The sequence below is a fragment of the Hydrogenophaga intermedia genome, assembly GCF_023715105.1.
GTDB classification, from domain to species: Bacteria; Pseudomonadota; Gammaproteobacteria; order Burkholderiales; family Burkholderiaceae_C; genus Hydrogenophaga; species Hydrogenophaga intermedia_A.
The window spans coordinates 138,054-151,392 of sequence record NZ_JAMBNO010000009.1 but is presented as its reverse complement, the minus strand read 5'-3'; the positions used below and the strand labels follow the sequence as shown (position 1 = coordinate 151,392).

Annotated in this window: 11 protein-coding genes; 2 read left to right on the top strand and 9 right to left on the bottom strand. The window is 67.6% G+C overall.

Annotated features, from left to right (window positions below; all coding sequences use genetic code 11):
• Positions 1-6 precede the first annotated feature (6 nt).
• Both M3149_RS10445 and M3149_RS10440 read left to right on the top strand, forming a co-directional pair.
• On the top strand, positions 7-1,395 hold the full coding sequence (locus M3149_RS10445; RefSeq protein WP_251709245.1) for a sigma-54-dependent transcriptional regulator: 1,389 nt from the start codon (positions 7-9) through the stop codon (positions 1,393-1,395).
• Entirely contained in the window at positions 1,392-3,485 is a 2,094-nt protein-coding gene (locus tag M3149_RS10440) for a sensor histidine kinase (protein WP_353056811.1), read from the top strand. Before M3149_RS10445 ends, M3149_RS10440 begins: the two co-directional genes overlap by 4 nt.
• 1 nt (position 3,486) lies before the next feature.
• On the opposite strand, the gene M3149_RS10435 is transcribed toward M3149_RS10440, so the two are convergent.
• The 9 genes from M3149_RS10435 to M3149_RS10395 form a co-directional block, all read right to left on the bottom strand.
• Entirely contained in the window at positions 3,487-3,789 is a 303-nt protein-coding gene (locus M3149_RS10435) for a DUF1330 domain-containing protein (protein WP_251709244.1), read from the bottom strand.
• Positions 3,790-3,803: 14 nt separating this feature from the next.
• A complete protein-coding gene (locus tag M3149_RS10430; RefSeq protein ID WP_251709242.1) occupies positions 3,804-4,421 on the bottom strand; it encodes a TorD/DmsD family molecular chaperone in 618 nt (205 codons plus the stop codon).
• Between the two features lie 11 nt (positions 4,422-4,432).
• The gene (locus M3149_RS10425) at positions 4,433-6,502 is read right to left on the bottom strand and encodes a 4Fe-4S binding protein (RefSeq protein ID WP_251709292.1); all 2,070 of its coding nucleotides are present in this window, start codon (positions 6,500-6,502) and stop codon (positions 4,433-4,435) included.
• The gene (locus tag M3149_RS10420) at positions 6,462-7,067 is read right to left on the bottom strand and encodes a DUF3306 domain-containing protein (protein ID WP_251709241.1); all 606 of its coding nucleotides are present in this window, start codon (positions 7,065-7,067) and stop codon (positions 6,462-6,464) included. The genes M3149_RS10425 and M3149_RS10420 overlap by 41 nt, the downstream gene beginning before the upstream one ends.
• The gene (locus M3149_RS10415; protein WP_251709240.1) at positions 7,064-7,672 is read right to left on the bottom strand and encodes a DUF3305 domain-containing protein; all 609 of its coding nucleotides are present in this window, start codon (positions 7,670-7,672) and stop codon (positions 7,064-7,066) included. Before M3149_RS10415 ends, M3149_RS10420 begins: the two co-directional genes overlap by 4 nt.
• A gap of 65 nt (positions 7,673-7,737) precedes the next feature.
• Positions 7,738-9,021 carry a benzoyl-CoA 2,3-epoxidase subunit BoxA gene (gene boxA / locus M3149_RS10410; RefSeq protein WP_251709239.1) on the bottom strand — a complete coding sequence of 428 codons (1,284 nt, stop codon included), beginning with the start codon at positions 9,019-9,021 and terminating at the stop codon, positions 7,738-7,740.
• A gap of 8 nt (positions 9,022-9,029) precedes the next feature.
• Positions 9,030-10,457 carry a benzoyl-CoA 2,3-epoxidase subunit BoxB gene (boxB, locus tag M3149_RS10405; RefSeq protein WP_251709238.1) on the bottom strand — a complete coding sequence of 476 codons (1,428 nt, stop codon included), beginning with the start codon at positions 10,455-10,457 and terminating at the stop codon, positions 9,030-9,032.
• 88 nt (positions 10,458-10,545) lie between these two features.
• Positions 10,546-12,204 carry a 2,3-epoxybenzoyl-CoA dihydrolase gene (boxC, locus tag M3149_RS10400; RefSeq protein ID WP_251709237.1) on the bottom strand — a complete coding sequence of 553 codons (1,659 nt, stop codon included), beginning with the start codon at positions 12,202-12,204 and terminating at the stop codon, positions 10,546-10,548.
• Between the two features lie 136 nt (positions 12,205-12,340).
• On the bottom strand, positions 12,341-13,267 hold the full coding sequence (locus M3149_RS10395; protein ID WP_251709236.1) for a helix-turn-helix transcriptional regulator: 927 nt from the start codon (positions 13,265-13,267) through the stop codon (positions 12,341-12,343).
• Positions 13,268-13,339 lie beyond the last annotated feature (72 nt).

Sequence of the window (13,339 nt, the reverse complement as noted above, 5' to 3'; positions counted from 1 at the left end):
CCTAGAATGCCGTCGGTGGACAACAACGCACCGACCCCTTCCGGCCCCGAACGCACGCTCGAGGGCTGGCCCGACTGGTCCATCCTGGTGGTGGATGACGAGCAGGGCATGCTCAACTTCCTGGTCAAGACGCTGGCGCCGCGCTGCCGCTTCGTGATGAGTGCCACCAGCGCCGAGGACGGTGCCGAGTGGCTGCGCGGCCACCGGGTCGACCTGGTGGTGCTGGACATCTCCCTGCCGGGCAAGAGCGGGGTCGAATGGCTCAAGGAACTGCGTGAACAGGGCTACAGCGGCGAAGTGATCCTGATCACCGCCTTTGCCGACCTGGACACGGCGATCGAGGCCCTGCGCGCGGGCGCCTCGGATTTCATCCTCAAGCCGTTTCGCGTGCCGCAGATCCTCAATGCGATCAAGCAGTGCCACGAGCGCGCGCGGCTTCGACGCGAGAACTTCGTGCTGCGTCGCACCGTGGCACACGCACCGATGAACCGCGCGGCGCTGGTCGGCGAATCGCCGGCCCTGCGCGCGTTGCGCGCGTCGCTGGAACGCGTGGCCGCCGTGGACAGCACGGTCCTGTTGCAGGGTGAGTCGGGCACCGGCAAGGAGCTCGTGGCGCGCGAACTGCACGCGCGCAGTGCACGCGCCGGCGGGCCGTTCGTGCCGGTCAACTGCGCGGCCATGTCTCCCGAGTTCATCGAGAGCGAACTGTTCGGCCACGCCAAAGGTGCCTTCGCCGGCGCCACGCGCGCGCGCGACGGCCTGTTTCACTACGCGCAGGGCGGCACGCTCTTCCTGGACGAGGTGGCCGAACTTCCGCTGCCGATCCAGGCCACCCTGCTGCGCGCTCTCGAGGACCTGAAGATCCGCCCGGTGGGCAGCGAACAGCTGGTGCCGGTGAACCTGCGCATCGTGGCCGCCACCAACCGGGAACTCAGCGCCGAGGTTGCCGCCGGGCGCTTCCGCAAGGACCTGTATTTCCGTTTGCAGGTGGTGGAGCTCACGCTGCCGCCGCTGCGCGAACACAAGGAAGACATCCCCGCGCTGGTGGCTCACTTCATGGCGCAACTTGCGCCCGCGCTCGGTGCCGACCCTTTGAGCATCAGCGGCGAGGAGATGGCATTCCTGCAGCAGTACGGCTGGCCGGGCAACGTGCGTGAACTTCGCAACCTGATCGAGCGCTCGCTCATCCTCGGCAGCCTCAACGTGTCGGCGCTCTACCCCGGTACGCCCCAGGCCCTGCCCGAAGGCCGCCCGATCGACCTGCATTCGCTGGAGAAGATGCACATCCTCTCGGTGCTCGACTCGGTGCATGGCGACAAGACGCGTGCAGCACAACTGCTCGGGGTGTCGCGTCGCACGCTGGAACGGCGCGTGGCCGAGTGGGGCCAGGCTTGATCGGCTGGCGCACCCCACGGTGGCTGGCCACCTCGGTGCGCAACAAGCTGCTGGCGATGGCGTTGCTGCCGCTGCTGGTGGCGTTCCCGCTGCTGGTGCTGGCGCTGGCCATCTGGAGCAACCAGGCCTACGACCGGTTGCTGATCACCAAGGTGCGCAGTGATCTGGCGGTGGCACAGGGCTACTTCGATCAGGTGCTGATCGAGGTCGGCTCGGGCACGCTGGGTGTGGCCGATTCGCGCGCGCTGGCCGATGCATTGCGCCCCGGCACGCCCGAGGCGCGAGCGCAACTCTCGGCACATCTCGCGGCCGAGCGCGAACGCCTGGGCCTGGACTTCCTGGTGCTGTACGACACGGCGGGCCGGCCCATGGCGCGCGGCGCCCCGCCCGGCTTGAGCGTGGAGGACCAGCGTGCCGGACAACAGCGCCTGCCCCCGGTGCTGGCCGAGTCGGTGCAGACGCAGCGCGAGCGGGCCAAGGCACGGCTGCTGCTGCTCGACAACGAGGCCTTGCGCGCCGTCGTCCCGCACCTGGCATCGCGCACCAGCATCGCCCTGGTGCCCACACGCAACGCCGCCCCAACCAAGCGTGAAACGGAAGATCGCGCCATGGTGGCGCAAGCAACGCTGCCGGTGATCGACGCCCAGGGCCGTCGTCTGGGCGTGCTCAGTGGTGGCCTGCTGCTCAACCAGAACCTGGACTTCATCGACCACATCAACCGCATCGTTTATCCCGCAGGATCGCTGCCGTTCGACAGCCAGGGCACGGCCACACTGTTCCTCGAGGACGTTCGCATCACCACCAACGTGCGCCTGTTCCAGGACCGTCGCGCCATCGGCACACGGGTGTCGCAGGCGGTGCGCAACACGGTCCTGGGCGAGGGCCGCACCTGGCTCGACCTGGCCTTCGTCGTCAACGACTGGTACGTCTCGGCCTACGAGCCACTCACCGATGTGCACGGGCAACGCATCGGCATGCTCTACGTCGGTTTCACCGAGGCGCCGTTTCGCCTGATGCGCTACGCCATGCTCGCGCTCATCGGACTGATCTTCGGTGGCGTGATGGCCGCATCGGCCTGGTTCTCGCTGCGCTGGGCACGCAGCATCTTCGAGCCGGTGCAGCAAATGAACCTGACGATGCAGTGCGTCGAGCTGGGCGACAGCACCGCGCGCGTTGGCGAGCTGCAGGCCCGTGACGAACTCGGGGCGCTGGCGGGCCACCTGGATCAGTTGCTCGACGTGATCGACGACAAGACCGCGGCGCTGCAACGATGGGCCGACGAGCTCGACCGCAAGGTGGCCGAGCGCACCCAGGAACTGCAGGCCAGCAACGCCTCGCTCAAGCTGGCGCAAGAGCAGCTCGTCAAGAGCGAGAAACTCGCCGCCATCGGCCAGCTCACGGCCAGCATCGCGCACGAAATCAACAACCCCATTGCGGTGATGCAGGGCAACCTGGACCTGATGCGCGACACGCTGGGCCCGCGCGCCGACGCGGTCCGCGGCGAACTGGCGCTGCTGGATCAACAGATCGAGCGCATGCGCATCATCGTGACGCAGTTGCTGCAGTACGCGCGGCCCACGGAATACGCGGGCTACGTCGATGCACTGGACCTCAACCGCACGGTGGAAGACTGTCTGGTGCTGGTGAGCCACCTGCTCGCCAAGACCGGCATCACCATCGAGCGCGATCTGCGCGCGACGCACCGCGTCGGCATCAACCGCCAGGAGTTGCAGCAGGTCATCATCAACCTGCTCATCAACGCCATTCAGGCCATGCCCGAAGGCGGCACGCTGCGCCTGGGCACGCGCGACAACGAGGCCGGCGCCGAATTGCAGGTGATCGACAGCGGCTCGGGCTTTCCCCCGGCGGCACTGGAGCGACTATTTCGCCCTTTCTTCACCACCAAGAACGACGGCAACGGCCTGGGCCTTTGGATCAGCCAGGGCCTGGTGGAGCGCTACGGCGGGCACATCAGCGCCGCCAATCGCAGCGACGGGGCGCACGGCGCGGTGCTGACGGTCAATCTGTATACCGAACCCCAGGCACCGCAAGCGGCAGCCACCGGCAACGGCCGCCCCGGCGCGCAGTGATTCAGGGTTGCGGGCCGTCGTAGCCTTCGATGACCACGATGTCGGCCACCGACACCGGCGCGCGCAGTGCCACCGCGGCCTGATAGGCCGGCGAGTGGTAGCAGGCCAGGGCCTGCTCGTAGGAAGGGAACTCGATCACCACGTGGCGGCTGCGGCTGTTGCCCTCCACGCAGGTGAAGCGCCCGCCGCGCACCACGAACCGTGCGCCATGGGCGCGAAATGGCTCCGCGTTGGCGGCGATGTAGTCCTTGTAGCGTTCGACGTCGTCCACATCGACGTGCGCAACCCAGTAACCCTTGGCCATATCCCCGCCCCGGTTCACACCAGCATGTCGAAGCCCTGGGCCTCGACGCCGATGAAGGCGTTGGTGAAAGCCGCCAGCGCGGCGTAGAAACCGGCCTTGGGGTGGCCAGCAATGGTTTCGCACAGCTGCGGTACCCACGGCTGCACATGGGCACTGAAGAACGCACGCTGGCGCGTGAGGTTGGCGATCTCCACGTCGTCGCCGGCGATGAGATAGCGCATGACCTCGCACACGTAGGCCACGTGGTCCTCGGTCTCGGGCATGGCTTCATCGCGCGCGAGGCCAAGCTCGGCCAGGTCGCTGCGAAGGCGGGCCAGGGGTTTTTCGTTGAGGAAGCCGCTGAGGTAGTGCGAACCGAACAGGAAGATCTCGGGCTTGCCGACACCGCCGAACAGCGCGTCGTATTCGTCGGCGATCTGCGCGTCGCTGCGCTCGCGCGCTGCAGCCACCACGGCGCGCCAGGGTTCTTCCAGGAAGGCGCCGGCGGCGGGCGCTTCGGTGGCGGCCACGCGCAACTGGCTCAGCAGTTCGGGCGCAGGCGGTGCGTAGTACAGGGCCGCGAGCAGGCCATAGACCTCGGCTCGCGCGGTTTCCTCGTCCAGTGTCGACGAGACAGGGATGCGTTCCATCATGACAACAGCCTTCAAACGTCGGTGATGCGGGCCTCGCCCGGATTGGAGTAGATGTCCACGACACGGCAGTCGCCGCACATCTTGAGGCGCTCCAGCGCCTCGCCCTGGAACATGGCGTGGCCCGAGAGCTTGGCGAGCATCACTTCCACGCCTTTGAGCGTGCCGAAGGGTTTGCCGCAGCGAATGCAGGCGTAGGGCTGGGCCTCGTTGAGCACGCGCGGCTGCTTGCGTTGCTCGGTGAGCAACAGGCGCGGCTCCAGCGTGATAGCGTCTTCCGGGCAGGTGGTGGCGCACAGGCCGCATTGCACGCAGTTCTTCTCGACAAAGCGCAGTTGCGGGCGTTCAGCGTTGTCGAGGAGCGCATTGGCCGGGCAGGCGCTCACGCAGCTCAGACACAGCGTGCAGCTGTCCTTGTTGACGTTGACGGCGCCGAACAGGGCCGGCGCGGGCAAGGCAACGGCCTGCGCGGTGCGGTTGAGCGTGGCGCTGTCCTGCAGCAGGTGGTCGATGGCCAGCTCGAGCGTGGCGCGCTTTTCGGCTTGCAGCGCAAAACTGGCGCGGCGCTTGACGCCCTGCGCCGGCGGCGACGCGAGCTGGGTGTCCAGTGTCGCGACGTCGGTGGTGCGGATCAAGCGGAAATGCGTGCCGCTGTAGCCCAGGCCGTTGACGATGGCCTGCGCCACCGCCATTTGCTCGCGCAGCGCGGCCTCGTACTGCGGTGCCTCCTCGTCGGTCATCAGCACCCACACCTGAGACGCACCGTACGCAAATGCGCTGAGCCACACATCGAGCCCGAGCGAGGCGGTGTGCCACAGCGGCAGCGGAATCACCCGCGCCGGCACGCCCTTGACGGCCTTGGGCCGCAGCATGGCTTCGCGACCGAGCGCGTTGATCAGCTCGCTGCCCGCCCCCTGGCTGTGCAGCAGCAGGGCGGCGTCCTGCCCGCCGGCCTTGGCGTAGGTGGCCAGCACGGTGCGCAGTTTCACGCCCTGCTCGCTGGCGCGCGGGTAAGCGTAGCTCAGCGCGCCGGTCGGGCACACCGTGGTGCAGGCGCCGCAGCCCACGCACAGATTGGGGTTCACCGCGATCTGCTGGCGCTCGACCTCGCTGCGGATGGCCAGCGCCGAACACACCTGCACGCAGGCATCGCAACCCACGGTCTCGTTGCGGCCGTGCGCGCAGAGCTTTTGCTTGTAGACGAAGAACTTCGGCTTCTCGAACTCGCCCACGAGCTCGCGCAGGCGCGTCACCGCGTCGATGCCGGCATCGCTGTTCACGCCCTCGGGCAGGTGGAAGTAGCCTTGCGGGTGGGCGTGCTGCGTGAACGCGGGCTGTGCCCGCAGGTCGACCACGATGTCGAAGCGTTCGCGGTGCGACTGGGGGTCGCGCTGGAAGTTGATCGCACCCACCGCCTCGCAAGCCTTCACGCAGTCGCGGTGGCTCTTGCACTTGTCCAGGTCGATCTGGTAGTCGAGGCCGATGGCACCTTCGGGGCACGCGGCCACACAGGCATTGCAGCGGGTGCACAGGTCCAGGTCGATCGGGTTGGCGCTGTCCCAGCTGACGTCGAAGGCACCGAGCCAGCCAGTGACCGCCACGGCCTGCCCGCTCACCACCGGCCAGGTGCGCGCCTGCTGGCCGCGTCCGCCCTGGGCCAGCACGGTCACGTCGAGCACGTCGGCCACACGGGCAGCCAGGCGCTCGGCCGCGTCGAGCGGGCCGACGATGAGGGTGCGACCGGCGCTCTTGTAGGTGACGGTGGGCACCGGCTCGGGCTCGGGCAGGCGCGCCGCGGCCAGCAGCGCGGCCATCTTGGGCGTGGCGGCACGGCCCTCGCGGCCCCAGCCGCCGGTCTCGCGCAGGTTGACGAACTTGATGGGGCGAACGTCGATTGCGACAGCGCCTTCGGTCTGCTCGCTCAGTTCGTTGAACAAGCGGCTTTCCTGGGTGCAGGCCACCACCAGTTCGTCGCTGCTGCGGGTGGCTCGCTGGAAGGCCGGCGCGTCGCGCCGGCACAGCGTGGTGTGAGTGGTCAGGTCCTCATCCAGCGCCTGGCCCAGGGCTTTCGCGTCCAGGGTCATGGTCTGGTTGCAGTTGCAGATCAACGTGGTCATCGTGGGGCGGGGTCGGTTCGGCCGTCTCGGGGCCGGGGGTGGCGGCGGTGGGTCCGCCGTCTGTGGGGGCCGAAGGCGCGGTGGCCTCGGTGGTTTTCTTCTCGTCCGGGTCGTCGACGAGCTTGAGGAATTTTGCGCCCACCATCATGGCCAGCTCGGCCTTGGACAGCGGGCTGGGCTTGCTGTAGTCGTCGATGTAGACGTCCAGACCGTCCATCACGTTGAAGTGCGGGTCGGCGAACAGCTTCTTCACCGCGGCGTTGCGCACGTCACCGGGCACGTCCTTCGCCACGAAGCGGCGGAAATCGGACTCGGGCGTGAGCTGTGCGACGTCGTCCAGCGTGGGCGCGGGAGCCTTGGCCTCTTCGGGTTCGGCACGGGGCGCGGACGTTGCGGGCAAGCTGGCAGGGGCCACTGCGGCCGGCGCAGGTGCAGGTACCACAGCGGGTTCAGGCGGCAGCGCCTGGCCGCTGCGCACCGCCTCCTTGCGACGCGACCAGCGCGAGAAGAAATTGCCTTCGTCGGTGCTCATCGCTTCTCCGTGCTGATGCGCACCGGCTGGCCGAAACGGTCCGTCAGCGGCCGGAAGCTCTCGGGACGCTTGCGCCGCTTGGGCTCGGGCACATAGGTCGCGTCGACGAAAGCGCGCATCCAGTCCACCACCTCGGCGGGCGCGGGCACCTGATCCACACGCTCCTGGGCATCGAGCCAGCGGCCAGCGTCGTGGTAACTCAGCGTCGTGATCAGCGGCACGGCCACGGGTTCACCGTCGAGCAGGCGCGATTCATCGAGCCGCCACATGACCCAGAAGCAAGGCTGCGGGCTGTTGAGATTCAGGAAGTAGCCTTCGGCATCGTCGCGGAACAGTTCGACGCGAAAGCGCGGGTGGAGCCAGTGGCTGCTACCGGCAGGCGCTTGGGCAGCGTCGATCGGCTCGACCGCCTGGGGTTCGTGAGCTTCGTCCGGATCGAGCAGCGCGGCCTCTTCGGGCGCCGCATGAAGCATCACGTCGGCCAGCACCCAGCGCCAGGGCTGCCAGCGCGCCATGGGCCCGCTGACCGGCTCGCGGCGCATCACGACATCGACCTCGATCACGGGCCGCTGTCGCGCGGGGGCAGACGTATGGTGAGCATGCATATCAAGGCGAGACTGTACGTCATCGCCCCGGCGCACGCTGCCGAACGCGTGCTTGCCCCGCCGGCTCAGTACGTCTCGAGGTGCAGGCGGCCTTCTCGCTGCAGTGCAGCACCCACGGCCTCCCAGTCGAGCCCGGCGCCGCTGGCAATGTCGCGCAGCGCCAGCACCACGCCCTCTTCCATGCTCTTGAGGCCGCACACATAGAAGTACGCGTTCGGGTCCTTCAGCAGCGCGGCAAGATCGGCAGCGCGCTCGCGCATGGCGTCCTGCACGTATTTCTTCGGTTGGCCCGGGGTGCGGCTGAAAGCGAAGTTGCTGTCGATGAAGTCCTTCGGCAGGCTTTGCAGCGGGCCGAAGTACGGCAACTCCTGCTGCGTGCGGGCACCGAAGAACAGCATCAGCTTGCCGCCCTCGAACTTGCCGGAGGCGCGCAGGCGCCGGCGCCACTCGGTCATTGCCCGCATCGGCGCCGAGCCGGTGCCGGTGCAGATCATCACGATGTGGCTCTTCGGGTGGTTGGGCATGAGGAAGCTCGCGCCGAACGGGCCGATCACCTCGACCTTGTCGCCCACCTTGAGGTCGCACATGTAGTTGCTCGCCACACCACGCACCGGGCGGCCCTGGTGGTCCTGCAGCACGCGCTTGATGGTGAGCGAGAGGTTGTTGTGGCCAGGACGCTCGCCGTTGCGCGGGCTTGCGATGCTGTACTGACGCGCATGGTGGGCGCGCCCTTTCTCGTCGGTGCCTGGCGGGATCACGCCAATGCTCTGGCCTTCCAGCACGGGAAAAGGCATGGCGCCAAAGTCGAGCACGATGTGGTGCGTGTCGTACTCGGTGCCGACCTCGGTGACGCGCAGGTTGCCCACCACGGTGGCGGTCACGGTCTTCTGCGCGGCCTTGGGGCCGTAGAGGTTGGTGTAGGCGTGCGCGGCCGACCAGGGCGGCAGCGTGGCGCCATAGCGCGTGGCAACGAACTTGTCTTCCGTGGCCGCGGGCGACGCGCTGACGGGTGCGGGCGCTGCGGCCGGACCGGTCTCGGCCACATCGGCCCCGGCGGCGGCCAGCTCCTCGGGGGGCAACTCGGCCGGCAGCGATTCCCAGCCGAACTGTTCCTCGATGGAGTAGGCGCGCACCTTGGGCATCGTGCGCCAGTTGTCGATCGACCCCGTGGGGCACGGGGGCACGCAGGCCATGCACAGGTTGCACTTGTCCGCATCGACGACGTAGTTGTTCGCGTCGTGCGTGATCGCCCCCACGGGGCAGGTCGCCTCGCAGGTGTTGCACCGGATGCATATCTCCGGGTCGATCAGGTGTTGCTGGATGACAGCGAGTTCAACGGGCGCATTCATGAGAAAGATCAGCCGAAACGGACGTACTCGAAATCCACGGGTTGGCGATTGATCCCCATCACCGGCGGCGCGATCCAGTTGGCGAATTTGCCGGGCTCGACCACACGGCCCATGAGGGAGGCCACGAAGGCACGATCTTCCGCGGTCGGCAGCCATTCGTCCACCTTGGCGTTCCATTCCGCCTCGCTGACCACGCGGCCATCGGGGGACACCTTCACGCCCGCCAGGGTGCCGATGTTGCGGTGGAAGGCCTTGTGCGGCACCTTCAGGCGGTGCGGCAGGCCGGCCTTCTCGATCAGCTTGTTCCAGCGCTCCACGCCGGCCATCGAGTCCTTGATGTAGTCATCGCGCAGCACCTCGTTGAGCGCGTTGAGCATGGGCACTTCCTTCTCGGTCAGTTGCCCGCCCTGCACGTCCAGGATCTTGTAGGTCTGGCCCTTGAGCACGTGGTCGTCGCTGCGCTTGCCTTCTTCGTAACGGCCCTTGAGGCCAGAGCTGTAGAAGGTGGCGGCGTTGCTCGATTGGTCGGCACCGAACAGGTCGATGGTGACCGAGTAGTGGAAGTTCAGGTAGCGCTGGATGGTGGGCAGATCGATCACGCCGGCCGCGCGCAGCTTGCCCGGGTCGTCGGTCTTGAGCTCGTTCATCATCTGGCAGGTGCGCGTGATGACACGGCCCACGCCGGACTCGCCCACGAACATGTGGTGCGCTTCTTCGGTCAGCATGAACTTCGTCGTGCGGGCCAGCGGATCGAAGGCGGACTCGGCCAGTGCGCAGAGCTGGAACTTGCCGTCGCGGTCGGTGAAGTAGGTGAACATGAAGAAGCTCAGCCAATCCGGCGTCTTCTCGTTGAAGGCTTCCAGGATGCGTGGGTTGTCGGCGTCACCGCTGTTGCGCTCGAGCAGGGCCTCGGCCTCTTCGCGGCCGTCGCGGCCAAAGTACTTGTGCAGCAGGTACACCATGGCCCAGAGGTGGCGGCCCTCCTCCACGTTCACCTGGAACAGGTTGCGCAGGTCGTACTGGCTGGGCGCGGTCAGGCCCAGGTGACGCTGCTGCTCCACCGACGCGGGCTCGGTGTCGCCTTGCGTCACGATGATGCGGCGCAGGTTGGCACGGTGCTCGCCGGGCACGTCTTGCCAGGCGGCTTCGCCCATGTGGTCACCGAAGTGGATCTTGCGGTCGGCATCACCGGGGTTGAGGAAGATGCCCCAGCGGTAGTCGGGCATCTTCACGTGGCCGAACTGCGCCCAGCCCTGCGGGTCCACGCTGACGGCAGTGCGCAGGTAGACGTCGAAGTTCTGCGAACCCTCGGGGCCCATGTCCTGCCACCACTGCAGGTAGTTGGGCTGCCAGTGCTCCAGCGCGCGCTGCAGCGTGCGGTCTTCGGAGAGGTTGACGTTGTTGGGGATCTTTTCGCTGTAGTTGATCGTGGACATCGCGGTGCTCCTGCGGGTTTCCTGTCGGTGGACTGTCCTGCGGTTGCGGCTGGCTCCACCGGAGAACCCACCGCACAACGGTTTCGAATCAGACGCGGTTGAAGTCGAACATCGCCTTGTCGCCCTTGCCGTAGACCTTGAGCGCGCCCTTGTCGCCGACGGCGTTGGGGCGGATGAAGATCCAGTTCTGCCAGGCGGTGAGGCGGCCGAAGATGCGCGTGAGCATGTTTTCCTTCTGGGCGAAGCGCAGGTTGGCCTCCAGGCCGGTCAGCGCGTCGGGGGACATGGCAGCACGCTCTTCAATCGCAATGCGCACCTCGTCGGCCCAGTCGATGTCGTCGGGCGCGGAGGTCACGAGACCGAGCGCGAGCGCGGCGTCGGCGTCGAGCGCCTTGCCCACCGCGGCGCGCACCGCTTCCATCGGCGCGGCTTCTTCATAGAAGCGGCGCTGCAGGCGCGACTGGCCGTTCACCATCGGCAGAAGGCCGAGGTTGAACTCGCCGAGCGTGATGCGCGGAGCCTTGTCTGCGTCGTCGGGCAGCGCCAGCATGTAGGTGCGGTCGGCACAGAAGGCCAGTTCAGCCAGCGAACCGGCGAAGCACGAGCCCGGCTCGACGAGGGCGAACAGGCTGCGCGAGGAAACGTCCAGGCGCGCGAAGGTGCGACGCAGCAGGCCGATGGTCTCGCGCACGAACCAGTGATCCTGATGGCGCAGCAGCGCAGCGTCGCTGGCCAGCACGGCGGCGGCGTCGCCTTCGGTCTTGAGCAACCAGGTGCCGATGTCGAGTTGATTGGTGCGCAGGTTCAGGATGGCGTCGTCGAGTTCGCGCGCCATCTGCAGCGGCCACCACGCGGCGCCCGCGGCCTCAATGCCGGCGATGTCGGTAGGCTGCGCGCCGGTGGGGGCCTTCACCGTCAGGGTGGCGGTGCGCTTGCTACGGTCAATGGCGACGTTGACGAAGGCGTACTCGATGCCGTCGGCGCTGTCGGTGCGTGCCACGCGCGGCAGCGCCACGCCCTTCGCGTCGGCCGGGCGGTCGCTCTGGGCAGCCAGCGCGGCAGCGCGCTCCTGCACGTGGGCCGCGAACTGCTGCGGCTTGGCGATCGAGTCCACCAGGCGCCACTCCACCGCCTTCTTGCCGCGCACGCCTTCGCTGGTGGTGCAGAAGATGTCGGCCAGGTCATGGCGCACGTGGCGCTTGTCGGTCACGCGGGTGAGGCCACCCGTGCCGGGCAGCACACCCAGCAGCGGCACCTCGGGCAGGCTCACGGCGCTGCTGCGGTCGTCCACCAGCACGATTTCGTCGCAGGCCAGGGCCAGTTCGTAGCCGCCGCCGGCGCACGCGCCATTCAGCGCGGCGATGAACTTCAGGCCGCTGTGCTTCGAGGAATCCTCGATGCCGTTGCGCGTCTCGTTGGTGAATTTGCAGAAGTTCACCTTCCAGGCGTGGCTGGAGAGGCCGAGCATGAAGATGTTGGCGCCCGAGCAGAACACGCGGTCCTTCAGGCTGGTGACGACCACGGTGCGCACCTGCGGGTGCTCGAAGCGGATGCGGTTGAGCGCGTCGTGCAGCTCGATGTCCACGCCCAGGTCGTAGCTGTTGAGCTTGAGCTTGTAGCCGGGGCGGATGCCGCCGTCCTCGTCGATGTTCACGGCGAGCGTGGCGATGGGGCCATCGACGCTGAGTTTCCAGTGACGGTATTGGCTGGGGTCGGTGCGGTAGTCGACGGATGCGGGCTGGCTCATGACGGTCTCCTCAGGGGGCGGGGGCGACAGCGGCAGAGAAATGCCGATGTCGTCAGCGTGACCGGAATAATATTGCATGCCATGAGGCGGCGTCAATGCACTTTTGTGCATGTTTTCACCGCCGGTCGGATGAAGATCAGGTGTCGACCAAGGACCGCACCTGCTGACGCAAGGCGGCGAAGGCCTCGTCGACGCCGTCGTAGGCGCTGGTGTTGAAGTGCAGTTCAGCCTTGGAATAGAAGGCCGAACGGCCCGCGAGGATGCGCTTCAAGTCTTCCATGGCCTCGCGGCTGGCGGCCATGGGCCGCATGTCGCCCTGCGCCGCGACACGGCCCATGTGGTCGGCCGGGTCGGCCTGCAGCCACACGGTGGTGCAGTGCGCGAGCAGCAGGTTGAAATTGGCGGCATCCGACACCAGCCCACCGGGCGTGGCGATCACCACCTCGGGGTAGATCTGGATCGTTTCTTCCAGCGCGCGGCGCTCGTAGCGGCGGTAGGCCGGCGTGCCGTAGAGGTTGTGGATTTCGTCGATGCTGCAGCCGGCGAACTTCTCGATCTCGCGGCTGAGTTCGATGAAGGCGTAGCCCAGGTCGTCGGCGAGCCGCTGGCCCAGCGTCGACTTGCCCGCGCCGCGCAGGCCGATGAGCGCGATGCGGGTGCGGCGCGCGGCGTCGGTGTCGGCCTGGCCCTGCCCCAGCGCACCGCCGATGGCCACGCGCACGCGGCGCAATTCGGCCTCGGAGCGCCCGGCCAGCATCTCGCGAATCAGCAGCCATTCCGGTGAGCTTGTGCTCACATCACCGATCAGTTCGGCCAACGGGCAATGCAGGGCATCGGCCACCTGCAGCAGCACCAGGATGGACGCGTTGCCGGTGCCGTATTCGAGGTTGGCGAGATGGCGTTCGGACACGTCGGCCGCCAGCGCCACCGCCTTGCGCGTCATGCCACGGCGCGAGCGCAGGGTGCGCACGCGCTCGCCGAGCGCCAGCAGGAAGGGATGGCGGGCCTCGTCCTCGTGGGGAGCGGGGTGTGAGGAGATGGCGGTACTGACGTCGGCGTCCATGGTGGGCGGGACTTGGGTTGTCGGGCTTGCCAAACGGCGCAACATGCACTTTAATGCAGGTTCTGCCGCACG